The 23,247-nt window shown below is 51.9% G+C and carries 18 protein-coding genes and 6 tRNA genes; 22 read left to right on the forward strand and 2 right to left on the reverse strand.

The features are described 5' to 3' along the window. The first annotated feature begins 121 nt into the window (after positions 1–121). From EJ361_RS17010 to nusG, 9 genes are all read left to right on the forward strand, one after another. Positions 122–421, forward strand: coding sequence for an HPF/RaiA family ribosome-associated protein (locus EJ361_RS17010; protein WP_126246844.1), 300 nt, complete (start codon positions 122–124; stop codon positions 419–421). Positions 422–653: 232 nt separating this feature from the next. Beyond that, positions 654–727, forward strand: a tRNA-Thr gene (locus EJ361_RS17015). Positions 728–748: 21 nt separating this feature from the next. Then, positions 749–834, forward strand: a tRNA-Tyr gene (locus EJ361_RS17020). Between the two features lie 58 nt (positions 835–892). Beyond that, a tRNA-Gly gene (locus EJ361_RS17025) sits at positions 893–965 on the forward strand. A 16-nt stretch (positions 966–981) separates the two neighbouring features. Continuing rightward, positions 982–1,053: transfer RNA gene (locus EJ361_RS17030), tRNA-Thr, on the forward strand. A 226-nt stretch (positions 1,054–1,279) separates the two neighbouring features. After that, on the forward strand, positions 1,280–2,467 hold the full coding sequence (gene tuf / locus EJ361_RS17035) for an elongation factor Tu (protein ID WP_126246845.1): 1,188 nt from the start codon (positions 1,280–1,282) through the stop codon (positions 2,465–2,467). Between the two features lie 111 nt (positions 2,468–2,578). Then, positions 2,579–2,649, forward strand: a tRNA-Trp gene (locus EJ361_RS17040). 130 nt (positions 2,650–2,779) lie between these two features. After that, complete coding sequence (secE, locus tag EJ361_RS17045; RefSeq protein WP_126246846.1) at positions 2,780–2,974, forward strand: preprotein translocase subunit SecE; 195 nt, start codon at positions 2,780–2,782, stop codon at positions 2,972–2,974. Then, entirely contained in the window at positions 2,974–3,549 is a 576-nt protein-coding gene (gene nusG / locus EJ361_RS17050; RefSeq protein ID WP_126246847.1) for a transcription termination/antitermination protein NusG, read from the forward strand. The genes secE and nusG overlap by 1 nt, the downstream gene beginning before the upstream one ends. A 267-nt stretch (positions 3,550–3,816) precedes the next feature. On the opposite strand, the gene EJ361_RS17055 is transcribed toward nusG, so the two are convergent. Then, complete coding sequence (locus EJ361_RS17055; RefSeq protein WP_126246848.1) at positions 3,817–4,377, reverse strand: DUF1579 domain-containing protein; 561 nt, start codon at positions 4,375–4,377, stop codon at positions 3,817–3,819. 75 nt (positions 4,378–4,452) lie between these two features. Continuing rightward, positions 4,453–5,520 carry a lactonase family protein gene (locus tag EJ361_RS17060; RefSeq protein WP_164714298.1) on the reverse strand — a complete coding sequence of 356 codons (1,068 nt, stop codon included), beginning with the start codon at positions 5,518–5,520 and terminating at the stop codon, positions 4,453–4,455. A 410-nt stretch (positions 5,521–5,930) separates the two neighbouring features. Between EJ361_RS17060 and rplK the strand changes: the two genes are divergently transcribed. The 13 genes from rplK (at position 5,931) to EJ361_RS17125 (ending at position 23,238) form a co-directional block, all read left to right on the forward strand. After that, positions 5,931–6,374, forward strand: a complete 444-nt coding sequence (gene rplK / locus EJ361_RS17065) for a 50S ribosomal protein L11 (RefSeq protein ID WP_126246850.1) — start codon at positions 5,931–5,933, stop codon at positions 6,372–6,374. Positions 6,375–6,419: 45 nt separating this feature from the next. Then, positions 6,420–7,109, forward strand: a complete 690-nt coding sequence (gene rplA, locus EJ361_RS17070) for a 50S ribosomal protein L1 (protein WP_205687033.1) — start codon at positions 6,420–6,422, stop codon at positions 7,107–7,109. A 69-nt stretch (positions 7,110–7,178) separates the two neighbouring features. Further along, on the forward strand, positions 7,179–7,721 hold the full coding sequence (gene rplJ, locus EJ361_RS17075) for a 50S ribosomal protein L10 (RefSeq protein WP_126246852.1): 543 nt from the start codon (positions 7,179–7,181) through the stop codon (positions 7,719–7,721). Positions 7,722–7,797: 76 nt separating this feature from the next. Further along, positions 7,798–8,172 (forward strand): 50S ribosomal protein L7/L12, encoded by a 375-nt coding sequence (rplL, locus tag EJ361_RS17080; protein WP_126246853.1) that lies wholly within the window; start codon positions 7,798–7,800, stop codon positions 8,170–8,172. Positions 8,173–8,383: 211 nt separating this feature from the next. Next, positions 8,384–12,193 carry a DNA-directed RNA polymerase subunit beta gene (rpoB, locus tag EJ361_RS17085; RefSeq protein ID WP_126246854.1) on the forward strand — a complete coding sequence of 1,270 codons (3,810 nt, stop codon included), beginning with the start codon at positions 8,384–8,386 and terminating at the stop codon, positions 12,191–12,193. Positions 12,194–12,362: 169 nt separating this feature from the next. Next, on the forward strand, positions 12,363–16,661 hold the full coding sequence (rpoC, locus tag EJ361_RS17090; RefSeq protein ID WP_126246855.1) for a DNA-directed RNA polymerase subunit beta': 4,299 nt from the start codon (positions 12,363–12,365) through the stop codon (positions 16,659–16,661). A gap of 213 nt (positions 16,662–16,874) precedes the next feature. Then, positions 16,875–17,897 (forward strand): glycerophosphodiester phosphodiesterase, encoded by a 1,023-nt coding sequence (locus tag EJ361_RS17095; RefSeq protein WP_126246856.1) that lies wholly within the window; start codon positions 16,875–16,877, stop codon positions 17,895–17,897. Positions 17,898–18,078: 181 nt separating this feature from the next. Beyond that, positions 18,079–18,675, forward strand: coding sequence for an OmpH family outer membrane protein (locus EJ361_RS17100; protein ID WP_126246857.1), 597 nt, complete (start codon positions 18,079–18,081; stop codon positions 18,673–18,675). 72 nt (positions 18,676–18,747) lie between these two features. Continuing rightward, positions 18,748–20,178, forward strand: coding sequence for an APC family permease (locus EJ361_RS17105; protein ID WP_126246858.1), 1,431 nt, complete (start codon positions 18,748–18,750; stop codon positions 20,176–20,178). A gap of 491 nt (positions 20,179–20,669) precedes the next feature. Beyond that, complete coding sequence (locus EJ361_RS17110; protein ID WP_126246859.1) at positions 20,670–21,281, forward strand: DUF4254 domain-containing protein; 612 nt, start codon at positions 20,670–20,672, stop codon at positions 21,279–21,281. Next, on the forward strand, positions 21,259–22,275 hold the full coding sequence (locus EJ361_RS17115) for a glycosyltransferase family 9 protein (protein ID WP_126246860.1): 1,017 nt from the start codon (positions 21,259–21,261) through the stop codon (positions 22,273–22,275). Before EJ361_RS17110 ends, EJ361_RS17115 begins: the two co-directional genes overlap by 23 nt. Before the next feature lie 106 nt (positions 22,276–22,381). Beyond that, positions 22,382–22,452 (forward strand) — tRNA-Gln (locus tag EJ361_RS17120). A 357-nt stretch (positions 22,453–22,809) separates the two neighbouring features. Further along, entirely contained in the window at positions 22,810–23,238 is a 429-nt protein-coding gene (locus tag EJ361_RS17125; protein ID WP_126246861.1) for a hypothetical protein, read from the forward strand. Positions 23,239–23,247 lie beyond the last annotated feature (9 nt).

Here is a 23,247-nt window from a genome sequence, read left to right on the forward strand (position 1 = left end):
CACATTGATTTGAGTGGGAAGAATTAGTATATTAGTAATACAGTTCTTTAGATAAAAAAAGCGCCTATGATGTATGACTACTAATTTGAAATCAGATTGTTAAATGTAAAATTTTAGTGCTATGAATGTTCAAATTCAAACAGTGCGTTTTGATGCTGACGCCAAATTAATTGATCATGTGAATAAGAGAGTCCAGAAACTTTCCACCTTTTACGACAAGATTGTACAAGTAGAGATTTTCCTTAAGTTAGATCAGTTAGCCCACCATGTAAAAGACAAAATAGCGGAGATCCGCGTAAATGTACCCCGTCACAGCTTCTTTGTAAAGCATGAGAGCAAATCCTTCGAAGAGTCCTTCGATCTTGCGTTTGACAGCCTTGTTAACCAGATCAAGCGTAAGAAAGAGAAGAATTTACATTAAAATCTCAAAAATATTTTGGAATTATTATTCTCTTTACTACCTTTGCCATCCCGATTCAAAAAGGGATCGGCGAAGGTAGTAAAGTTCTTTGCTGTAGGGCATTTTAGCCGAAACAAGTGAGTTTTGAAAAATCTTGGGAAAGTGAAAAAAAATATTTGTTTTAATAAAATTTTCACCCTTATTTTGCACTCCCTTTAAGCAAGAATGTTAATCTTTTTCTTGACAAAAGAATGCCAGCATAGCTCAGTTGGCCAGAGCTACTGATTTGTAATCAGTGGGTCGGGGGTTCGAATCCCTCTGCTGGCTCAAAAGGTTATTAAGTAAGTCGGGCAGGTTCCAGAGCGGCCAAATGGGGCGGACTGTAAATCCGCTGTCTTTCGACTTCACAGGTTCGAATCCTGTCCTGCCCACCAAAAATGCAAGCTTTGCGTAGTGTGTTTTGGTAGAAATGTAGATGAGGCAAAGCGATGTGCGGGAGTAGCTCAGTTGGTAGAGCGACAGCCTTCCAAGCTGTAGGTCGCGGGTTCGAACCTCGTCTCCCGCTCTAAAGCACCTTCAACGCTGTTGTAGCTCAGGGGTAGAGCACTTCCTTGGTAAGGAAGAGGTCGTGAGTTCAATTCTCATCAACAGCTCAAAAGAATTCGGATGCTGGGTAACCGGAAAGTCCTTCTGGGAAATTTCTGTGGCCGGTATCCGAAATTCGAAGTTTAACGAAGCCGGTAAGCTCAATGGATGAGCGTTTCGCCAGTAAGCGAGAAGGAGCGGGTTCAATTCCTGCGGCGGGCTCCAGTTTGTTAAGTACGTTTTAAAACAACTATAAAGCAATAAACTTTACAAACCATCTTAAAAAAAAATACAATGGCAAAAGAAACCTTTAAGCGGGATAAACCCCACGTTAACATTGGTACCATTGGTCACGTTGACCACGGTAAAACTACCTTGACTGCTGCCATTACTACAATTCTGGCAAACAAGGGCTTGGCTGAGAAGAAAGGTTATGACGAGATCGACGCGGCTCCTGAAGAAAAAGAAAGAGGTATCACCATCAATACAGCACACGTAGAGTATCAGACTACAAACCGTCACTATGCTCACGTTGACTGCCCTGGCCACGCTGACTATGTGAAAAACATGATCACCGGTGCCGCCCAGATGGACGGTGCTATCCTGGTAGTAGCTGCTACCGACGGTCCGATGCCCCAAACCAAAGAGCACGTTCTGCTGGCTCGCCAGGTAGGTGTTCCCCGTATGGTTGTATTCATGAACAAAGTAGACCTGGTTGATGACGCCGAGCTGCTGGAACTCGTTGAGATCGAGCTGCGCGAACTGCTGTCTTCCTATGGTTTCGACGGTGATAATGTACCCATCATCCAAGGCTCCGCTACCGGCGCGCTCGCAGGTGACCCCCAGTGGATCGCCAAGATCGAGGAACTGATGGAAGCAGTTGATACTTACATTCCCCTGCCTCCCCGCCCGGTTGACCAACCCTTCCTGATGTCGGTAGAAGACGTGTTCTCCATCACCGGTCGTGGTACTGTAGCCACCGGTCGTATCGAGCGCGGTCGTATCAAAGTTGGTGAAAACGTTGAGATCGTAGGTCTGCAGGCAGAATCTATGAAATCTACCTGCACCGGCGTTGAAATGTTCAAAAAACTGCTGGACGAAGGTGAAGCTGGTGACAACGCCGGTCTGCTCCTCCGCGGTATTGAGAAAACCCAGATCCGTCGCGGTATGGTTATCTGCCAGCCCGGTTCCATCACTCCGCACACCGACTTCAAATGCGAAGTTTACGTACTGAGCAAAGAAGAAGGTGGCCGTCACACGCCGTTCTTCCAGAAATACCGTCCTCAGTTCTACTTCCGTACTACGGACGTAACTGGTGAGGTTGAACTGCCGGCAGGTGTTGAAATGGTTATGCCTGGTGATAACATCAGCCTGACTGTTAAACTGATCCAACCGATCGCTATGGAGAAAGGTCTGAAATTCGCTATCCGCGAAGGTGGCCGTACCGTAGGTGCTGGTCAGGTGACTGAAATCCTGAAATAATCAGTAGGCAACTACTGAGAAAATAAAAAAAAGCCATCAGTTCTTGCGTAAGTAATCTCCCAAAGATTATCTTTGCAGACGGTGAAAACGAAAGGTGCTGATGGCTTACACACGGGCATGGTGCAACGGTAGCATACGGGTCTCCAAAACCTTTGATCTGGGTTCGAATCCTAGTGCCCGTGCTGATTAAAATGTAAATTGCCGGAAAGTTAAATTGCAGATTTCCTCGACAAATCCGCAATTTCCCTTGAAGGCAATTTTTATCGTTCATAACAGGATTGTTTTTTAACTTCAGTCCCAAGAAATTAACACATGAACAAAGTCACGAACTACTTCAGAGAATCCTACCACGAACTGGTACATAAAGTATCCTGGCCTACCTGGAAAGAACTGCAGTCATCTACCATGATCGTACTGATCGCAACCGTCATTATCACCTTGATGGTTTGGGGGATGGACACCGCTTCCCACCTGGTTTTATCGCAATACTATAAACTGTTTCAATAATGGATGAAGCCCAAATCCCCACTCAGCCCGCTCAGGAAACCAAATGGTACGTGCTGCGCGTGGTAAGTGGCAAAGAGAAGAAAGTCAAAGAATACCTGGATATCGAGATCCGCCGCAGTGATTGGGCCAACGTAATCACCCAGGTTTTCCTCCCCGTGGAAAAAGTTTATAAAGTGCAGGCCGGTAAAAAAGTAATGCGCGAAAAAAACTTCTACCCCGGTTATGTGATGATCGAAGCCATCGAAGGGAAAATGAACGACGAAGTGATCCAGGCCATCCGCAACGTGTCTGGCGTTATCCACTTCCTCGGTAAGGAAAAACCCATCGCTCTCCGCAAATCCGAAGTCAATAAAATGCTCGGAAAAGTAGACGAGATCTCCGATCAGGGCCTCACCATGAGCGAACCGTTCATCGTCGGCGAAACCATCAAGATCATCGACGGTCCTTTCAACGACTTCAACGGCGTCATCGAAGAAGTACTCGAAGAAAAGAAGAAACTGAAAGTAACCGTAAAGATCTTCGGCCGTGCCACACCGGTAGAGCTCAACTTTATGCAGGTAGAAAAAATCAGCTAATCCTGGTTTTCCACCATACTCGAAGAGGTTGCCATCCGGCAGCCTCTTCTTTTTTCCCCCTCCTCATCCCGCATGGAACGTATTTTTTACGCCATTCGCCAGATCATCCGGCAGCCAAGCCTTTCCGCCTCCATCTGCAACGCATACACGCTATCGGATGCTTTACAATTCACGGGACCCTCCCTCCAACTTTAATTGAATAACCCCAAAAAAGAAGCGGCCACGCCATCGCGCAGCCGCCGAAAATCTTGAAAGATCGCCAACCGTTTATTTACGGGTCAGCTTCATTTCCATACTCTTGAATTCCGTGCCGTCCTGCATCATGTACATTTCCATGAACTGGGTGTTGTCGTCTATCCACTTGAACACCTCGCGGATGCCCATGGGCTTGCCCATGGGGTCGACAGAAGAGCCCGTCAGCGTCATGCTGCGGGTAGCATCATCGTACTTGCCCTCAAGCACCATGACGCCGGTACCCATATTGTCGTACCAAACAGACTGGAACACTTTCTTGGCGTTATCGTACGCCAGAATCCCATGACCTTCGAATTGCATGCCGCCCATGTCTCCCGTGTGAACGGTTTCCTGGTAACGGTCGCCAAGGATCATGCGATTGGTACAGCTGCCGGTAGATTTGGAAGAAGGCCCTCCGGGCGACATCCAGAACGTGAGGTCCGTATTCCAGGTGCCGTTGGCCATAGCCATCATTTTGTGCATGGGGCCGGGCGTCATGTAATCCATCCAGGCTTTCTGGGCGGCTTCATCCTGCGCGCGGGCGGAAATAACAGTACTGCAGACGATTGCGATGAACAAACAGATGCGTTTCATAACGAAGGGGTTTAAGGCCATGAAGTTACGAAATACATGTATCAGCAACTTTTTGCCTGTTGCCACATGTAATAATCACATGGTTTCCAGGCAGACGGGGGAGGGCGTTTTCATAGAATCGCCCGTGTCGGTTAACAGCCCCGTATCGGGATCGCGCCTGAAAACGACGATCGATCCGCTTTTCTGAAGGGCGCAGTACAGGAGATTGCCATCGGGCGACAGGCAGAAGTTGCGGGGCTCTTTACCGGGAAGCGGTTGATTTTTAACGAGTTGTAATCCATCTGGTTGCACTTTGAAAATGGCGATCTGGTGGATATCGCCGCGGAGGGAAGTATAGAGGAATTTTCCGTCGGGTGAAAGATGGATGTCTGCCCCGCTGAAATGGTCGCCCTTGTAATCGGCGGGCGCGGCGGAAACGGTTTGCAGGGGTGTGAGGCCGCCGTTTTGATAGCGGAAGGTCTGGACCTGGCCGTTAAGCTCCAGCACGGCGAACAGGAGTTTCCCGTTAGCGGAGAAGGCCATGTGGCGCGGGCCTCCGCCGGGCGTGGTAGTGGCGAAAGGCTGTTTGGCAGGCGTCAGCGGGCGTTTATCGTGCTTGGGGTCGTAATCATATATATGGATGCGGTCGGTGCCCAGATCGGCCGCGAAGACTTGTTTCCCGTCGGGCGAGAAGAGGGTCGAATGGGCGTGCGGGGCTTCCTGGCGCGAGGGGTCCGGGCCTTTGCCGCTGAAATGGAGGCGTTGGACGGCGGTGCGGGGGATGCCGTTTTCGTCGAGCGGGAAAACGGTAAGACTGCCGCCATTATAATTGGAAACGATGATATGCAGGTTTTGCGGGTCAACGGAGATGTGGCAGGGGCCGTTTCCGGCGGGTTGTGGGCTACCTGCGGGCGTAAGCGCGGGAGGGGCCTGGCCGCCGGCGGGTTGAAGGGCGTATGCCTGAACGGTGCCTTCGCCGGTTTCGGAGACGGCGTAGAGCATTTTGCGGTTTGTGGACAGTTTCAGGAAAGAGGGGTTGGCGATGCCGCCGAAGCCTTTCCGGATATCCCCGAACCAGGGAGCTTTGCCGGTGAGGATCAGTGTGTGGATGCCATTTTGGGATGCTTCGGAGTAGGAGCCGATAAAGAGTACGGTGTTTTTCATGCCGTTCGGTAGGTTTTCTGGTGATTTGAGCAAAAGTGATAACAGGAGAAATAGCATGTGGAAAAGCTTATGGGGGATAAATTTATAAAAAAGCGGGAAGGGATGGGGAGAAAATAATGGAAGGAAGGGTAGATGTGGAGGGGAAGAGGGGGGAAATCCGTATCTTTGCACGGCTCGGCGACGCGAATGTATCACATTCGTTTACAGGCAGTTAGTCATGCAGCAAAATTTCCATTCCCGGATAGTAGCAAAAAAAATGCCGAAGTCCAAATATTTTTTGCGAATCAATTAAATATTACCTACCTTTGCATCCCCCTTAAAATGTCTTTCAACGAACGACTTTTGAGTTTTGGGAGTTTCTGCTTCCGGTGACGGGAGGGGAAACGTTTAACCAAATTAAAAACAACACAATGGCAAAAGAGATCGCAACGTACGTGAAACTCCAGGTGAAAGGTGGCCAAGCCAACCCTGCTCCTCCGATTGGCCCTGCACTGGGTTCGAAAGGTGTGAACATCATGGAGTTCTGCAAACAGTTCAATGCCCGTACCCAGGACAAGATGGGTAAGGTATTACCGGTGTTACTGACTGTTTACACTGACAAATCCTTTGATTTCGTTATCAAGACTCCTCCGGCTCCGGTTCAACTGCTGGAAGCTGCGAAAGTTCAGAGTGGTTCCAAAGAGCCTAACCGTAACAAGGTGGGTAAAGTATCCTGGGATCAGGTTGAGGCTATCGCCAAAGACAAGATGCCTGACCTGAACTGCTTCACGCTGGAAAGCGCCATGAGAATGGTGGCTGGTACTGCGCGCAGCATGGGTATCACCGTAGACGGTAAAGCGCCCTGGGAAAACTAAATTGTTCACCCTGTGAAAGCAGGAATTAAGTAAAACATTCTGAAAATGGCAACGAAAAAAAGAAAAGTAGCTGACGCGAAGGTGGACAAGAACAAGTCTTACAGCCTGAAAGAAGCGTCTACACTTGTAAAAGATATCAACTGCACGAAATTCGACTCTTCTGTCGATCTGCATATCCGTCTGGGCGTAGACCCGAAGAAAGCCGACCAGGCGATCCGTGGTTCCGTTACGCTTCCTCACGGTACTGGTAAAACCAAGAAAGTGCTGGTACTTTGCACGCCTGACAAAGAGGCTGCTGCGAAAGAAGCCGGTGCTGACTTCGTAGGTCTGGATGATTTCATCGCGCAGATCGAAGCTGGCTGGACCGATGTAGACGTTATCATTGCGACGCCCGCAACGATGCCGAAGATCGGTAAGCTGGGTAAGATCCTGGGCCCCCGTAACCTGATGCCTAACCCGAAGACCGGTACTGTTACCAACGACGTGGCAGCTGCCGTTACCGAGGTGAAAGGTGGTAAAATTACCTTCAAGGTAGACAAAGCTGGTATCATCCACGCGTCTATCGGCCGTGTATCCTTCGCTCCCGAGAAGATCGAGCAGAACAGCCAGGAGCTGATCAACGCGATCATCAAGCTGAAGCCTTCTACCGCCAAAGGTACTTACCTGAAAGGTCTGAGCATGGCAGCGACCATGAGCCCGGGCATCGTAATCGACACTAAATCTGTTCAAAACTAATTGACGGCCGTTGGTGCCGGAGCCGCGAGGCAGTGAAGGCAGTAAGCAGTCAATGTTAAACATTAAGCAATGAACAAAGACCAAAAGAATGAAGTGATTGAGGTGCTGAAAAGCAAGTTCTCTCAGTACAGCAACTTCTATATTACCAATACCGAGTCTCTGACGGTAGCGCAGGTGAACCACCTGAGAAGGGTTTGTTTCGACAAGAATGTGGAAATGAAAGTGGCGAAGAACACCCTGATCAAAAAGGCACTGGAAAGCCTGGACAACGAGAAATATGCAGGTATCTACGAAGCACTGAACGGTGTTACGGCCCTGATGTTCTCCGACAGCCCGAAAGAGCCCGCTGTGATCATCAGCACCTTCCGCAAGGCGAACGCGAAACTGGAAAAACCCGTTCTGAAAGCTGCTTTCGTGGCTGACGAAATCTACCTGGGCGACAACCAGCTGGCGAACCTGACGAAGATCAAGACCAAAAACGAGCTTATCGGCGAAGTTATCGGTCTGCTGCAATCTCCTGCAAAGCGCGTAATCGCTGCCCTGCTCGAGAAAGGCAAGAAAGAAGAAGGTGGAGAAGCCGCTGCAGCAGTAGCCGCACCCGCCGCCGAGTAATCGGTAACAACTTTGGCTTCCAAGTCACAATATATTCTAATTCAACATTTTAAAACAACACAAAAAACATTATAAAATGGCAGACGTAAAAGCATTAGCTGAACAATTAGTAGGTCTTACTGTTAAGGAAGTACAGGAACTGGCAGACGTTCTGAAGAACGAATACGGTATCGAACCTGCTGCTGCTGCAGTTGTTGTAGCTGCTGGCGACGGCGGTGGAGCTGCTGCTGCTGAAGAAAAAACTGCTTTCAACGTAGTTCTGAAATCTGCAGGTGCTAGCAAACTGAACGTGGTTAAGGTTGTAAAAGACCTGACCGGCCTCGGTCTGAAAGAAGCCAAAGAACTGGTTGACGGTGCTCCGAAATCAGTGAAAGAAGGCGTTAGCAAGGCTGAAGCAGAAGATCTGAAAGCGAAGCTGACTGAAGCAGGCGCTGACGTAGAAATTCAGTAATTCTTTGCATAATATACATTCTTTTTAAGGTCAAAAAGTGCTCCGGTACTTTTTGGCCTTATTCCCTTTGGGAACGTATCTTTTCCTGATGGTCCGGCAAACGGGAAATTCCCGGCTTTGATGGTTGAGTTACAATAATTTGGATGTTTTTGGCAAAGAATCGTTAATTTCCCTTATTCAATACAAGTCATATTAACTGCTAACTTCGAATATGTCTCTAAAAAAAGCCCAAACTAACGAAAGAGTAAATTTTGGAAAGATCAAACAAGTTGCTGAGACACCGGATCTGTTGGCTATCCAAATCCAATCTTTCAAGGATTTCTTCCAATTAGAAACCACACCAGACAAGCGTAACAACGAAGGCCTTTTTAAAGTATTCAAGGAAAACTTCCCGATCACAGATACCAGAAATATCTTCAATCTGGAGTTCCTGGACTATTTCGTAGACCCTCCGCGTTATACCATCGAAGAATGTATTGAGCGGGGTTTGACGTATTCCGTTCCGCTGAAAGCGAAGCTCCGCCTCAGCTGTAACGACGAGGAACACGTTGATTTCCAGACCATTGTGCAGGATGTGTTCCTTGGGAACATTCCCTACATGACCCCCAGAGGTACTTTCGTTATCAACGGCGCTGAGCGTGTAGTTGTATCCCAGCTTCACCGTTCGCCCGGTGTGTTCTTTGGACAGTCCGTGCATCCGAACGGCACCAAGATCTACTCTGCAAGGGTGATCCCCTTCAAAGGTGCCTGGATGGAGTTTGCGACAGACATCAACAATGTGATGTATGCTTACATCGACCGTAAGAAGAAGTTCCCGGTTACTACCCTGTTAAGGGCGATCGGCTATGAAACAGACAAGGATATCCTGGAGCTGTTCGGCATGGCTGACGAAGTAAAAGCAGACCGCAAGAGCCTCGAGAAATATGCCGGCAAAAAGCTGGCTGCCCGCGTTTTACGCAGCTGGGTGGAAGATTTCGTGGATGAAGACACGGGCGAGGTGGTGAGCATCGAAAGGAATGAGATCGTGCTCGAGCGTGATTCCATCCTCGACGAAGCGAACATCGAACTGATCACCGATATGGGCGTTAAATCCGTATTCGTGCAGAAGGAAGAAGTGAGCGGCGACTTTGCCATCATCTACAATACCCTCAACAAAGACACCTCCAACTCCGAGCTGGAAGCCGTTCAGCACATCTACCGCCAACTGCGCGGTGCCGATGCGCCGGACGACGAAACAGCAAGGGGCATTATCGATAAATTATTCTTCTCCGACAAGCGTTATGATCTGGGCGACGTAGGCCGCTACAAGATCAACCGCAAACTCGGCCTGGCCACACCGCTCGATATGAAGGTGCTGACCAAGGCAGACATCATTTCGATCATTAAATACCTCGTGCAACTGACCAACGGCAAGGCGGAGATCGACGATATCGATCACCTGTCCAACCGTCGCGTACGCACCGTGGGCGAGCAATTGTACGCGCAGTTCGGCGTAGGCCTGGCGCGTATGGCCCGTACCATCCGCGAGCGTATGAACGTTCGTGACAACGAGGTGTTTACACCGGTAGACCTGATCAACGCGAGGACACTGTCTTCCGTGATCAACTCCTTCTTCGGTACCAGCCAGCTCTCGCAGTTCCTGGACCAGACCAACCCGCTGTCGGAGATCACGCACAAGCGCCGTATCTCCGCGCTCGGGCCCGGCGGCCTGTCGCGCGAGCGTGCAGGCTTCGAGGTGCGTGACGTACACTATAGCCACTACGGCCGTCTTTGCACCATCGAGACCCCTGAAGGTCCGAACATCGGTCTGATCTCCACCCTGTGCGTACACGCCATGGTGAACGAGATGGGCTTCATCGAAACGCCGTACCGCAAGGTGAAAGACGGTAAAGTAGATATGAACAATATCGAGTACCTGAGCGCAGAAGAAGAAGACTCCGTTAAAATCGCACAGGCGAACGCCCCGCTCGACGAGAAAGGCGCGTTTACCGGTGATAAAGTTAAATCCCGCGAGACGGGCGATTTCCCCATCCTGGACCCTCAGGAAGTGGAGTTCATGGACGTTGCGCCGAACCAGATCGTTGGTCTGAGCGCCTCCCTGATCCCGTTCCTCGAGCATGATGACGCCAACCGTGCGCTCATGGGCTCGAACATGCAACGCCAGGCTGTGCCGCTGATCGCTCCGCAGGTCCCCATCGTGGGTACCGGCCTCGAGGGCAAGGCAGCGCGCGACTCCCGTCTGCAGATCACTTCGAAAGGCAAAGGCGTTGTGGAATTCGTTGACGCCAACGAAATCCATGTACGTTACGAGCGCGACGAAATGCAGAAACTGGTGAGCTTCGAAGACGACCTGATCGTTTATCAACTGACCAAATTCGTAAAAACCAACCAGAGCACCTGTATCAACCTTCGTCCTGCCGTTAAGAAAGGCCAGAAGGTGGAAGAAGGGGACTTCCTCACGGAAGGTTACGCAACCCGCGCCGGCGAGCTGGCACTGGGCCGCAACCTGAAAGTGGCGTTCATGCCCTGGAAAGGTTACAACTTCGAGGATGCTATCGTAATCTCCGAGCGCGTAGCCAAGGAAGACTGGTTTACTTCCATCCATATCGACGAGTATGAGCTGGAAGTACGCGACACCAAGCTGGGTGAAGAAGAACTGACGCCGGATATCCCGAACGTGAGCGAAGAAGCTACGAAGGACCTGGACCAGAACGGTATCATCCGCGTAGGCGCTCACATCAAGGAAGGCGACATCCTCATCGGCAAGATCACACCCCGTGGCGAAAGCGATCCTTCTCCGGAAGAAAAACTGCTCCGCGCGATCTTCGGCGATAAGGCTTCGGACGCGAAAGACGCATCCCTGAAAGCGCCCCCGTCTACCGAAGGCGTGGTGATCGACAAAAAACTGTTCTCCCGTGCGAAGAAGGATAAAAACTCCAAAACCCGCGAGAAAGCAGCCCTCGAGAAACTGGAGAAAATCCACCAGAAGAACGAGGAAGATCTGCTGGAAGTACTGATGGGCAAACTGCTGACCCTGCTGAAGGAAAAAACTTCCGCGGGCATCACCAACACCTACGGCGAAGTGCTGATTTCCAAAGGGTCCAAGTTCTCCGCGAAGAACCTGGCGAACGTGGATTTCCAGAACGTGAACCCCCTGGGCTGGACGACCGATCAGGATACCAACGACCAGATCAATACCCTGCTCCACAACTACAACATCAAGTACAACGAGGAGCTGGGCCGTTATAAACGCGAGAAATTCAACATCTCCATCGGTGACGAACTGCCCGCAGGCGTACTGAAACTGGCGAAGGTTTACCTGGCCAGCAAACGTAAGCTGAAAGTGGGTGATAAGATGGCGGGCCGCCACGGTAACAAGGGTATCGTAGCCAAGATCGTGCGTGACGAAGACATGCCGTTCCTGGAAGACGGAACCCCGGTAGATATCGTACTGAACCCGCTGGGTGTACCTTCCCGTATGAACCTTGGCCAGATTTACGAAACCGTACTCGGTTGGGCTGGTCAGAAACTGGGCCTGCGTTTCGCGACGCCGATCTTCGACGGTGCGAGCACCGAAGAAATCGCGGATTACATTTCCGAAGCGAAACTGCCGAGCTTCGGCCACACGTACCTGTACGATGGCGAAACCGGGGAGCGCTTCCACCAGAAAGCGACGGTAGGTATCATCTACATGCTGAAGCTGAGCCACATGGTGGACGACAAGATGCACGCCCGTTCGATCGGACCCTACTCCCTCATTACGCAGCAGCCGTTGGGTGGTAAAGCCCAGTTCGGTGGCCAGCGTTTCGGTGAGATGGAGGTGTGGGCCCTGGAAGCGTACGGTGCCGCCAACATCCTGCAGGAACTGCTCACCATCAAGTCTGACGACATCGTGGGCCGCGCGAAAGCTTACGAATCGATCGTTAAGGGCGACAACATACCGAAAGCCGGTGTGCCCGAGTCCTTCAACGTATTGATCCATGAGCTGAGAGGCCTGGGTCTGGACCTGAAATTCGACTGATAACTGTATTAATGGAGAGGCCTGGACGGTTGACAAACCGCCCGGGCCTCCTACCGATACCGTCGTAGCAGAATGCAGGAGTAATAGCGTGAATGTTCAAGAGAAAAGGAAAGGAAACCTGACCAACCGGCTTCACGCATGACAATGAGTTTTCTTTAAACAACATACAATGGCCATCAAGAAAGAAAATCGTCCCAAATCAAATTTTAACAGCATTACCATCAGCCTCGCTTCGCCGGATACGATCCTGGAGCGTTCTTATGGAGAGGTGCTGAAACCCGAAACCATCAACTACCGGACTTACAAGCCGGAGCGCGATGGTTTGTTCTGCGAAAGGATCTTCGGTCCTGTAAAGGATTACGAGTGCTATTGCGGAAAGTATAAGCGTATCCGTTATAAAGGCATTGTGTGCGACCGCTGTGGTGTGGAAGTGACCGAGAAGAAAGTGCGTCGTGAAAGAATGGGCCACATCCGCCTGGTAGTGCCCGTTGTTCATATCTGGTATTTCAAATCTTTACCCAATAAAATCGGTTACCTGCTCGGCATGAGCTCCAAGAAACTGGAAACCATCGTTTATTACGAACGTTATGTGGTGATCCAGTCTGGCGTGAAGCAGGAGAAAGGCCTCAACTATGCAGATCTGCTGACGGAAGAAGAGTACCTGGATATCCTGGATACCCTTCCGAAAGACAACCAGTTGCTGCCTGATGAGGACCCGAATAAATTCATCGCGAAGATGGGTGCCGAAGCGGTGGAAATGATGCTGGCCCGGATCGATCTGGACAGCCTTTCCTACCAGCTCCGCAACCAGGCTGCTACGGAAACTTCCCAGCAGCGTAAAGCCGAGGCCCTCAAACGCCTCAGCGTGGTGGAAGCCTTCCGCGATGCCAATGGCCGTGTAGACAACCGCCCGGAATGGATGGTGATGCAATACATCCCCGTTGTTCCGCCGGAACTGCGCCCGCTCGTTCCCCTGGACGGTGGCCGTTTCGCGTCTTCCGACCTGAACGACCTTTATCGCCGCGTGATCATCCGTAACAACCGTCTGAAGCGTCTCATCGAGATCAAGGCGCCCGAGGTGATCCTGCGTAACGAAAAGCGTATGCTCCAGGAAGCGGTTGACTCCCTGTTCGACAACAGCCGTAAATCCAACGCCGTGAAAGCGGAAGGCGGACGTGCGCTGAAATCGCTCTCCGACGTACTGAAAGGCAAGCAAGGCCGTTTCCGTCAGAACCTCCTCGGTAAACGTGTGGACTACTCCGGTCGTTCCGTTATCGTGGTAGGCCCTGAACTGAAACTGCATGAGTGCGGCCTTCCGAAAGATATGGCTGCGGAACTGTTCAAACCGTTCATTATCCGCAAGCTCATCGAAAGAGGCATCGTTAAAACCGTGAAATCAGCGAAAAAGCTCGTTGACCGGAAGGAAGCGGTGGTTTGGGACATCCTGGAAAACGTACTGAAAGGTCACCCCGTGATGCTCAACCGTGCTCCGACCCTTCACCGCCTGTCTATCCAGGCATTCCAGCCGAAACTGGTGGAAGGTAAGGCGATCCAGCTGCACCCGCTCGTGTGTTCTGCGTTCAACGCCGACTTTGACGGTGACCAGATGGCGGTTCACGTACCTTTGAGCAACGCCGCGATCCTGGAAGCACAGCTGTTGATGCTGTCTTCGCACAACATCCTCAACCCGCAGAACGGTACGCCGATCACCCTGCCTTCGCAAGACATGGTTCTCGGTCTGTACTACATTTCCAAGGGTAAGAAAACCACCGCCACTGAAATCGTGAAAGGAGAGGGCATGGCCTTCTACTCCGCGGAAGAAGTGATCATCGCGCATAACGAAGGCCGCGTTGACCTGCACGCTCACATCCGCGTAAAAGCAGATGTGCGTAAGGAAGACGGTACCCTGGAGCGCAAGCTGATCGAAACCACGGTGGGCCGCGTGATCTTCAACGTATACGTTCCGAAGGAAGCAGGTTTCGTAAACGCCCTGCTGACGAAGAAATCGCTGCGTGAGATCATCGGTGACATCATTAAAGCGACCGACATTCCGAAAACCGCGAAATTCCTGGACGACATCAAGCAATTGGGTTTCCGTACGGCATTCCGTGGTGGTCTGTCCTTCAATATCAACGACCTGATTATCCCCGACGTTAAACAGATCATGATCGACGGTGCAGCCGGCGAGGTGGACGAGGTTTGGGATAACTACAACATGGGTCTTATCACGAACAACGAGCGTTACAACCAGATCATCGACATCTGGAGCCGTGTGGACACGAAAGTGACCGAAACGCTGATCCGTGAACTGGCATCCGACAAACAGGGCTTCAACTCTGTATACATGATGCTTGATTCCGGCGCCCGTGGTTCCAAACAGCAGATCAAACAGCTGGCCGGCCTTAGAGGTCTGATGGCGAAACCGCGTAAATCCGGTTCCACCGGTTCCGAGATCATCGAGAACCCGATCCTCTCCAACTTCAAGGACGGTCTGAACGTATTGGAATACTTCATCTCCACGCACGGTGCCCGTAAGGGTCTTGCGGATACGGCACTCAAAACGGCGGATGCGGGTTACCTGACCCGCCGTCTCGTAGACGTTGCGCAGGACGTGGTAATCACCGAAGAAGATTGCGGGACCCTCCGTGGTATCGCGACTTCTGCGCTGAAAGACAACGAAGAAGTAGTAGAACCGCTGTACGACCGTATCCTCGGCCGTACGTCGCTCCACGACGTATTCAACCCCTCCAACGACGAAGAGCTCTTCGTTGCTGCAGGTGAGCAGATCACGGAAGAGATCGCCCGCAAGATCGAGGAAAGCACGATCGAAACGGTGGAAATCCGTTCCGTGCTGACCTGCGAAAGCAAACGCGGCGTGTGCGTAAGATGCTATGGCAAGAACCTGGCGACCGGTTACACGGCGCAGCGTGGCGACGCCGTGGGGATCATCGCCGCACAGTCTATCGGTGAGCCTGGTACACAGCTGACACTGCGTACGTTCCACGTAGGTGGTGTGGCCGGTTCCGCATCGGTAGAATCCACGCTGGCTGCGAAATTCGACGGTACCGTACAGTTCGACGGCCTCCGCACCACTACCTTCGAAAACAACGAAGGCGAGAAACTGCAGGTGGTTATCGGTCGTACGGGTGAATTGAGGATCATGGACGTGAAGAACGACCGCCTGCTCATCACCAATAACATCCCTTACGGTTCTACCCTGAACGTGAAAGATGGCCAGAAAGTGGTGAAAGGCGACGTGATCTGCACATGGGACCCCTTCAACGCCGTTATCGTATCCGAAATCGCCGGTAAGGTTCGTTTCGACAGCATCATCGAGGGTATCACCTACCGTGAAGAAGCTGACGAGCAGACCGGTCACCGCGAGAAAGTGGTTATCGAAACGAAAGACAAGAACAAGATCCCGTCTCTCCTTGTAGACGGTAATAAGGAAGTGAAATCCTACAACTTGCCGGTTGGCTCCCACATCATCGTGGAAGAGGGCGTAGCCGTTAAATCCGGCCAGGTGATCGTGAAGATCCCGCGCGTGATCGGCAAGCTCCGCGACATCACCGGTGGTCTGCCCCGTGTTACCGAGCTTTTCGAAGCGCGTAACCCGAGCAATCCGGCCATCGTATCCGAGATCGACGGTGTAGTAGCCTTCGGTAATATCAAACGCGGTAACCGCGAGATCATCATCGAAAGCCGCGAAAACCACGTGAAAAAGTACCTCGTTCCGCTGACCCGCCACATCCTGGTCCAGGACGGCGACTTCGTGAAAGCAGGTACCGCACTGTCCGACGGTTCCATCACTCCTGCCGATATCCTTTCCATCAAAGGTCCGTTCGCCGTACAGGAATACCTGGTGAACGAGATCCAGGAGGTTTACCGCCTGCAGGGTGTGAAGATCAACGACAAACACATCGAGGTGATCGTTCGCCAGATGATGCGCAAGGTAACCATCGAAGATCCGGGAGATACCCGCTTCCTCGAAGGCGATACTACCGACAAGTTCGAATTCTTTGAAGAAAACGATCAGATCTTCGACAAGAAAGTGGTAACCGAAGCCGGTGAATCCGCTAACATGAAAGCTGGCCAGATCGTTACGCTCCGCCAGGTACGTGAAGAAAACTCCGTACTGCGCCGCTCCGACAAGAAACTGGTGGAATACCGCGACGCGGAAACGGCTACTTCCAGCCCGCTCCTCCTCGGTATCACCAAGGCTTCTCTGGGTACGCACAGTTGGATCTCCGCAGCGTCCTTCCAGGAAACGACCAAGGTACTGTCTTCCGCAGCCATCAACGGCAAAACCGACGACATGCTCGGTCTGAAGGAAAACGTAATCACAGGTCACCTGATCCCGGCTGGTACGGGTCTGAGAGAATTCGAGAACATGATCGTAGGTTCGAAAGAAGAATACGACATCCTCGCATCTTCGAAAGAAGTGTTCCAGTTCGACGAAGAAGAATAGGTCTGATAACCGATCATATTCCAAGGCCGCCCCGGTTGGGGCGGCCTTTTTTGATTTCCGGGACCATATTAAGTTCTCATTAAAATCTCCCGCGGGGACTTTGATTTATCCATTCGCCACCGTATTTTGTAAGCTTATGTAACTGAATTGAAAGCAGAACATAATAATCCGTAAGTTGACGAAATATTAAACAAGCATAGAAAACACATTACCATGCGTCTACGTTATCGATTCATGATTCCGGCATTACTGGCCGCAGCAGCGGTGAACGGGCAAGCGCCCGCATTCCATCTGGACAATTATACCATTCCGAAAGGCAAGTCCGGCGCGGTGATCGGGCAGGTGTTCACGCCGCAGGGGCCTGCATCGGGCGTGAAAGTTGCGGAAGATACTTCCGGTCTTTTCATGATCGGGAAGAAAGGCGAGGTACGGTTGAAGAAGAGGAAAAGCATCGGCGAATCGGCTGCCGTTCAATATGCGGTAACCCTGGAGCTGGGCGGCCAGCGGGAATCGTTCATATTCGTGAAGGATGATTTCGCGCGGAACAAGATCGTTGCGCACCGCGGCGCCTGGAAACATACGGAAGGCAGCCAGAATTCCATTACGTCGCTGCGCGAAGCGTCGCGCCTGGGCTGTGAAGGTTCCGAGTTCGATGTTTGGTTGTCGAAAGACGGCATTCCGGTACTGTCTCACGACCCCCATATCGGCGGTAAAGCAGTGGAAGAGACGAACATTGCGGACCTCATTACCATCGACCTTAAAAACGGCGACAAGGTGCCCACGTTCGAGCAATACCTCGAAGAAGGCAAAAAGCAAAACATAACCCGCCTGGTGCTCGAGCTGAAACCCTCGAAAACCGGTCGCGGTGAAGAACTGGCCCAAAAATGCTACGACCTCATCCGCCAGCACAAATCCCAGGCCTGGATGCTGTATATCAGCTTCGATTACAATATCTGCAAGAAGATCGTGGCGCTGGACCCCCATGCCAAGGTCGCCTATCTCAACGGCGACAAATCGCCCGCGGAACTGAAGGCCGACGGGATCTGGGGCTTCGATTACAACTGGAAGACCATCGACAGGGACATGACCATCTTCCAGCAGGCCAGACAGCACAACGTGACCGTTAACATCTGGACCGTCAACGACCCGGCGCAAATGGAGACGTATCTCAAGGCCGGGGCCGACTTCCTGACGACGGACGAGCCGGAAATAGCACTGGAAAAGACTAAAAAATAATGATAAAAAAGGGGGATATCGTCCCCCTTTTTCGTTTTTCAGGGGAGAATCGACCTCAAACCCTTACCGAACCTATCTTTCCACTATTTTGTTTTTAACGTTTTTTTATATCCCAAAAATCTTATTTTAGCCGCCGCAACAATCTAATTATATCCAAGCGTATTAAAATCTATCGATCAACATGCACACCCGTCAACTTATTGTGAAAAATGGTTTATTCCTGATGGCGATCGCCGGCGTATTTGCAGCCTGTCAGCAAAACAACGGTAAATCTGCCCCCAAAGCCGGTGCTGATTCTTCCGTTCTGGCGGCTGGCGGCGCGCAAAGGCTTGCCTATGTAGATATTGATTCGCTGGAAGCTCACTACGTTTATTTCAAGGACAAAAAAGCTGAGCTGGACCGTAAGAAAGAAGCTGCGCAGAACGACATTGCCGGTCGCGAGCGTGCATTGCAGAATGAATTGCAGGTGCTCCAGCAACGGGCTCCTTCCATGACGCAGGCAGAAGGCCAGGCGGCGGAAGCCAGCCTCCAGCGCAAGGCGCAGCAGCACGAGCAGAACCGCCAGAGCCTCATCGCGCAGTTGCAAACCCAGGAAGCGCAGTTCTCCGAAGATCTGCAAAAGCGGCTGGAAGAAACGATCAAGGCCGTGAACGGCAACCGTTACGCATTCATCTTCTCTTACCGCGCAGGTGCTTCCAACATCCTGTACAAAGACGAAGCGTACGACATTACAGCAGAAGTGATCAAGGCGCTCAATGATGCGACTCCCAGCAAATAATTAAACGATTGCTACGTTTGATCCCGGTGTAACAACCGGGATTTTCTTTTATCAACCATTTTATCAACCGCTATGTCCAACCAGACACACTCCTTCAAACCCACGCTAAGCCTAGTGGACGCTACGATGATCGTGGCGGGGTCCATGATCGGTTCCGGCATCTTTATCGTATCGGCCGAAGTGGCCCGTTCCATGGGCTCTTCGGGCTGGATGATGGCCATGTGGGTGCTGGCCGGGGTCGTAACCCTCATCGCCGCCCTCAGTTACGGCGAACTGTCGGGGATGTTCCCCAAAGCCGGCGGCCAATACGTTTACCTCCGCGAAGCATACAATCCATTCATCGCTTTCCTTTTCGGGTGGACGCAGTTCGGCGTCATCCAGACGGGTACTATCGCGGCCGTGGCCATGGCTTTTGCCAAATACCTCGGCTATCTGGCGCCCGGGCTGGGGGAAACCAACGTTTTGCTCAAAATACCCCTTGGCAGTTGGGCGTTTTCCGTCAACATGGCCCAGATCATCGCCATTCTTTCTATCGTTTTGCTCACCTGGATCAATACGAAAGGCGTGAAGAACGGGAAGATCATCCAGACCGTATTCACTTTCACCAAGCTTTTCTCCCTTTTCGGATTGATCGTTTTCGGCCTGATGATCGGCGCCAAGGCGGAAATCTGGAACGCCAACTGGGAAAACGCCTGGCAAACGGCCAATCTGCAGATGGTGGACGGCCAACTGGTGACCACGGCCCTCGGTGGCATGGCCTTCCTGGGCGCTATCGCCGTTTCCATGAAAGGGACGCTGTTTTCCAGCGACGCGTGGAACAATGTGACGTTCATAGCCGGGGAGATCAAGAGCCCGGAGAAGAATATCGGCCGCGCCCTGTTTCTGGGGACTTTCATCGTGACCATCATCTACGTATCCGCCAACCTCATGTACCTCGCCGTGCTGCCCTTTAACGAGATCGCATTTGCGCCGCAGGAAAGGGTAGGGGTGGCCGCCGCGGAGCGGATTTTCGGCCCCGGAGTAGGCGCTATGGCCATTGCGGTGATGATCATCATCTCCACGTTCGGTTGCAACAACGGATTGATCCTTTCCGGCGCCCGGATTTACTATACCATGGCCAAAGACGGGCTTTTCTTCCGCAAGGCGGGCGAGCTCAACCGGTACGACGTTCCCGGTACGGGCCTTTGGATCCAGTGCCTGTGGGCTTCGCTGCTCTGCCTCAGCGGCAAGTACGGCGATCTGCTCACCATGGTGATTTTCGGCGTGCTGCTGTTTTATGTGATCACGATCATCGGGATTTTCGTGCTGCGCAGGACCCGTCCGGAGATCCCCCGGAGCCACAAAGCCTTCGGGTATCCGGTATTACCGGCGCTTTACGTGCTGGTGGCCCTTTCGCTGGCCGTACTGCTGCTCATTTACGAACCGGAGTACGCCGTGCCCGGGCTGGGCATCATCCTGCTCGGCATTCCGCTGTATTACGCCGCCAGGAAAGAAATGAAATAAGTTTTTCGAAATATCCGGAAAGCCGTGCAGACTCCCGTTCTGCGCGGCTTTTTTCGTGTAGGAAGGCGTTAGTTCACAATCATTTAAATGTGGTAACACAGATTTTTCATCACTGCAAGTATAATACAGGCGTTCGTCGTAATTTAGTACCAGATGTCCAGGAAATGCCAATTTAGCTAAGACTGCATAACGTCCAGTACCCCCTGACCGCATTCTCCTGAAAACATATGTATTAACCAGAAAGGCACGGAAAATCTCCAATCACCGGGTTTTCCTATCAATAATATCTGACTATTGTTGCCGGCCGTGTTGCGGGCGTCTCCAACATGCCGGCACCATATGGTCAGCAGATGGTTTCGTTGTCTGAAAATAACTCGAAGCCCTCTTTAGAGAACCATTGAAAGCCTACACAATTGCATTCTCGAACATTCACATGATTTTATGCCCGGCACACTGTTTCCACAGCGTGCTTTTTTATTTACATTTGCTGCATGTTTACTGCACTTTGCATCGAAATTTTTGACCAGAGTATCCGCGATTACCATGTGGCCAACGATATCCACCAGGCGATCCGGAACCCTTATGAAAACACCTCCGTAGAACACCTGCTGTACGCCAAGAACTGGATCGACACCGTGCAATGGCACCTGGAAGACGTGATCCGCGACCCGGCCATCGACCCCGTGAACGCTCTCGGCATGAAACGCTGGATCGATAAGTCGAACCAGGAACGGACAGACATGGTAGAATATATCGACAGCTTTTTCCTCGAAAAATATAAAGACGTAATACCCGTGCCGGATGCGACGATCAACACCGAAAGCCCCGCCTGGGCGATCGACCGGCTGTCTATCCTGGCGCTGAAAATCTATCACATGCGGGAAGAGGCTACCCGGCCCGATGCGACCGAAGAACACCGCCAGGCCTGCGCGCGCAAACTGGATGTGTTGCTGGAACAGCAGCGCGACCTGTCTGCCGCCATCGAAGCCCTGCTGGAAGATATTTCCAAAGGCCGCAAGTACATGAAAGTGTACAAGCAGATGAAAATGTACAACGATCCTTCGCTCAACCCCGTTCTGTATGGGCAAAAATCCGGGCGATAAGCCTACGGCGCTGCTGGCCGTGCGCCTGAGCGCCATGGGCGACGTGGCCATGACCATTCCCGTTATGAAACAGGTGCTGGATACTTATCCGGACCTTACCATCGTTTTCGTCACCAATAAGAACTGGGGAGCCCTGTGCCAGGGCATCCCGCGGCTCATATTCGTGCCGGCCGATGTAAAAGGCGAGCATAAAGGCGTAAACGGCCTTTTCCGCCTGTTCCGCTCCATCCGCGCGCAATTCCCCGGCATCCGCGCCATGGCGGACCTTCACCAGGTATTGCGCAGCCAGATACTCCGTTCCTTTTTCCGGTTGTCGGCCGTCAAAATTGCGGTGATCGACAAGGGAAGGGCGGGGAAGAAGGCGCTGACGCGGAAAGACGATAAAATCCTCCAGCCGCTGACATCCACCCTCGACCGCTACCGCGCCGTATTCGCGGAACTGGGATACCCGGTTGATGCGAACGCGCCCGGCACATTGCCGCGCAACCCTTCCGCCAAACAGCGGATCGGCATCGCGCCGTTCGCCACTTATCGCGAAAAAACGTATCCCATCGAAAAGATGGAAACGGCCATCCGCGCGCTGCGCGGGAAAACGGACGCAGATATCCTGCTGTTCGGGGGCGGTAAGGAAGAAACCGCGAAACTGGAAGCCCTGGCCACGCGGGTCCCGGGGGTGGAAGTGGTAGCAGGGAAACATTCCCTCGAGGAGGAATTGCGCATTATCAGCGGGCTTACCGTAATGGTGAGCATGGATTCCGCCAACATGCACCTGGCTTCGCTGTACGGCGTGCCGGTGGTGTCTGTATGGGGCGCTACGCATCCGTTTGCAGGGTTCATGGGCTTCGGGCAGCAGGAAGAGAACGCGGTGCAGCTGGACCTGTATTGCCGGCCGTGCTCGGTGTTTGGCAGCAAGCCGTGTTTCCGGGGAGATCATGCCTGTATGGAAGAGCTGGCGCCGGAAAGGATCGTGGCGGCGGTGACGCGGTTGTTGTAGCGTGAAAGCCTTGGCAGGAGGGGGTTTCAGTAAAAAGATGAGAAAATTACGAACATTTTTTTTGCAGAAATAAAAAAATTGATACTTTTGCAATCCCAACGAACGGTGCCCGATAGTATAATGGTAGTACGACAGATTTTGGTTCTGTTTGTCTAGGTTCGAATCCTGGTCGGGCAACAAAGAATAAAGCCGCTTTACAAAGCGGTTTTTTCATTTTTACACCCGTCCTCCGAACCGCCACCATCCTGCTTCCTGGCCGGATTTTCCAAAGTCCGGGTTCTAATCGTGGAAAACCCCATTATCGGTTCATCCCATCCATCCTTGCCAAAAACATACGCGTTCCGGATTTTTTTCTCCGGTAGCGGCGGGATTGCATAAAGTTGTGCTATCATTGCATAACATTGTAATGTGTCGAAAGCCTGAACCTGTCGCTGAAACGGTATCAAATGAATCGTCTGCCCCAATCAATACAACAGCATAACCATTTTCCCAGCCTGAATTCCGGTTAATTATACGTTTTCAATCCTGTAAGCCATGGCAAAAAGCAAAAAAGCAGCATCCGCCAAAGCCAGCCCCAAAAAAGGAGCAAAGGCCAAATCCAGCCCCGGCAAAACGCCAGTCTCCAGATCGGCATCCCCGGCAGCGCCGGCGGGGAATTTAAGCACAGAAGCATTGGTTGCCGTGAAGACAGCCGTTTCGCAGAACGTGTCCATCGATTTTACTTTTACCGGCGGCATCGGCCAGGCTACGGCCATCCTGTTCCGCAATGGCGTGCTCATCAACATGCAAAGCATCAGCGAAACCGGCAGCATCGTTTTTTCTGATGTACAGAGCGGCGATGTGGTCACCATCAATGGCGTTTGCACGGGCACCGCTACCGTCAAACTCAGCACGCCCACCATCCCCGCTAATCCGAAAAACTTCCCGAATGGCCTGATGATGGCCAACTTCCTAATCAAATAACCGCTGAAA

Origin of the sequence: Chitinophaga rhizosphaerae (assembly GCF_003958645.1) — a bacterium.
Classification (GTDB): domain Bacteria; phylum Bacteroidota; class Bacteroidia; order Chitinophagales; family Chitinophagaceae; genus Chitinophaga; species Chitinophaga rhizosphaerae.

Coding starts and splice junctions, on each gene's coding strand:
- rplK (WP_126246850.1), top strand. CDS start 5,931: ATGGCAAAAGAGATCGCAACGTACGTGAAACTCCAGGTGAAAGGTGGC.
- EJ361_RS17100 (WP_126246857.1), top strand. CDS start 18,079: ATGCACACCCGTCAACTTATTGTGAAAAATGGTTTATTCCTGATGGCG.
- EJ361_RS17110 (WP_126246859.1), top strand. CDS start 20,670: ATGTTTACTGCACTTTGCATCGAAATTTTTGACCAGAGTATCCGCGAT.
- EJ361_RS17060 (WP_164714298.1), bottom strand. CDS start 5,520: ATGAAAAACACCGTACTCTTTATCGGCTCCTACTCCGAAGCATCCCAA.
- EJ361_RS17115 (WP_126246860.1), top strand. CDS start 21,259: ATGGGCAAAAATCCGGGCGATAAGCCTACGGCGCTGCTGGCCGTGCGC.
- EJ361_RS17055 (WP_126246848.1), bottom strand. CDS start 4,377: ATGAAACGCATCTGTTTGTTCATCGCAATCGTCTGCAGTACTGTTATT.
- EJ361_RS17095 (WP_126246856.1), top strand. CDS start 16,875: ATGCGTCTACGTTATCGATTCATGATTCCGGCATTACTGGCCGCAGCA.
- EJ361_RS17105 (WP_126246858.1), top strand. CDS start 18,748: ATGTCCAACCAGACACACTCCTTCAAACCCACGCTAAGCCTAGTGGAC.
- secE (WP_126246846.1), top strand. CDS start 2,780: ATGAACAAAGTCACGAACTACTTCAGAGAATCCTACCACGAACTGGTA.
- rplA (WP_205687033.1), top strand. CDS start 6,420: ATGGCAACGAAAAAAAGAAAAGTAGCTGACGCGAAGGTGGACAAGAAC.
- tuf (WP_126246845.1), top strand. CDS start 1,280: ATGGCAAAAGAAACCTTTAAGCGGGATAAACCCCACGTTAACATTGGT.
- rplL (WP_126246853.1), top strand. CDS start 7,798: ATGGCAGACGTAAAAGCATTAGCTGAACAATTAGTAGGTCTTACTGTT.
- nusG (WP_126246847.1), top strand. CDS start 2,974: ATGGATGAAGCCCAAATCCCCACTCAGCCCGCTCAGGAAACCAAATGG.
- EJ361_RS17125 (WP_126246861.1), top strand. CDS start 22,810: ATGGCAAAAAGCAAAAAAGCAGCATCCGCCAAAGCCAGCCCCAAAAAA.
- EJ361_RS17010 (WP_126246844.1), top strand. CDS start 122: ATGAATGTTCAAATTCAAACAGTGCGTTTTGATGCTGACGCCAAATTA.
- rplJ (WP_126246852.1), top strand. CDS start 7,179: ATGAACAAAGACCAAAAGAATGAAGTGATTGAGGTGCTGAAAAGCAAG.
- rpoC (WP_126246855.1), top strand. CDS start 12,363: ATGGCCATCAAGAAAGAAAATCGTCCCAAATCAAATTTTAACAGCATT.
- rpoB (WP_126246854.1), top strand. CDS start 8,384: ATGTCTCTAAAAAAAGCCCAAACTAACGAAAGAGTAAATTTTGGAAAG.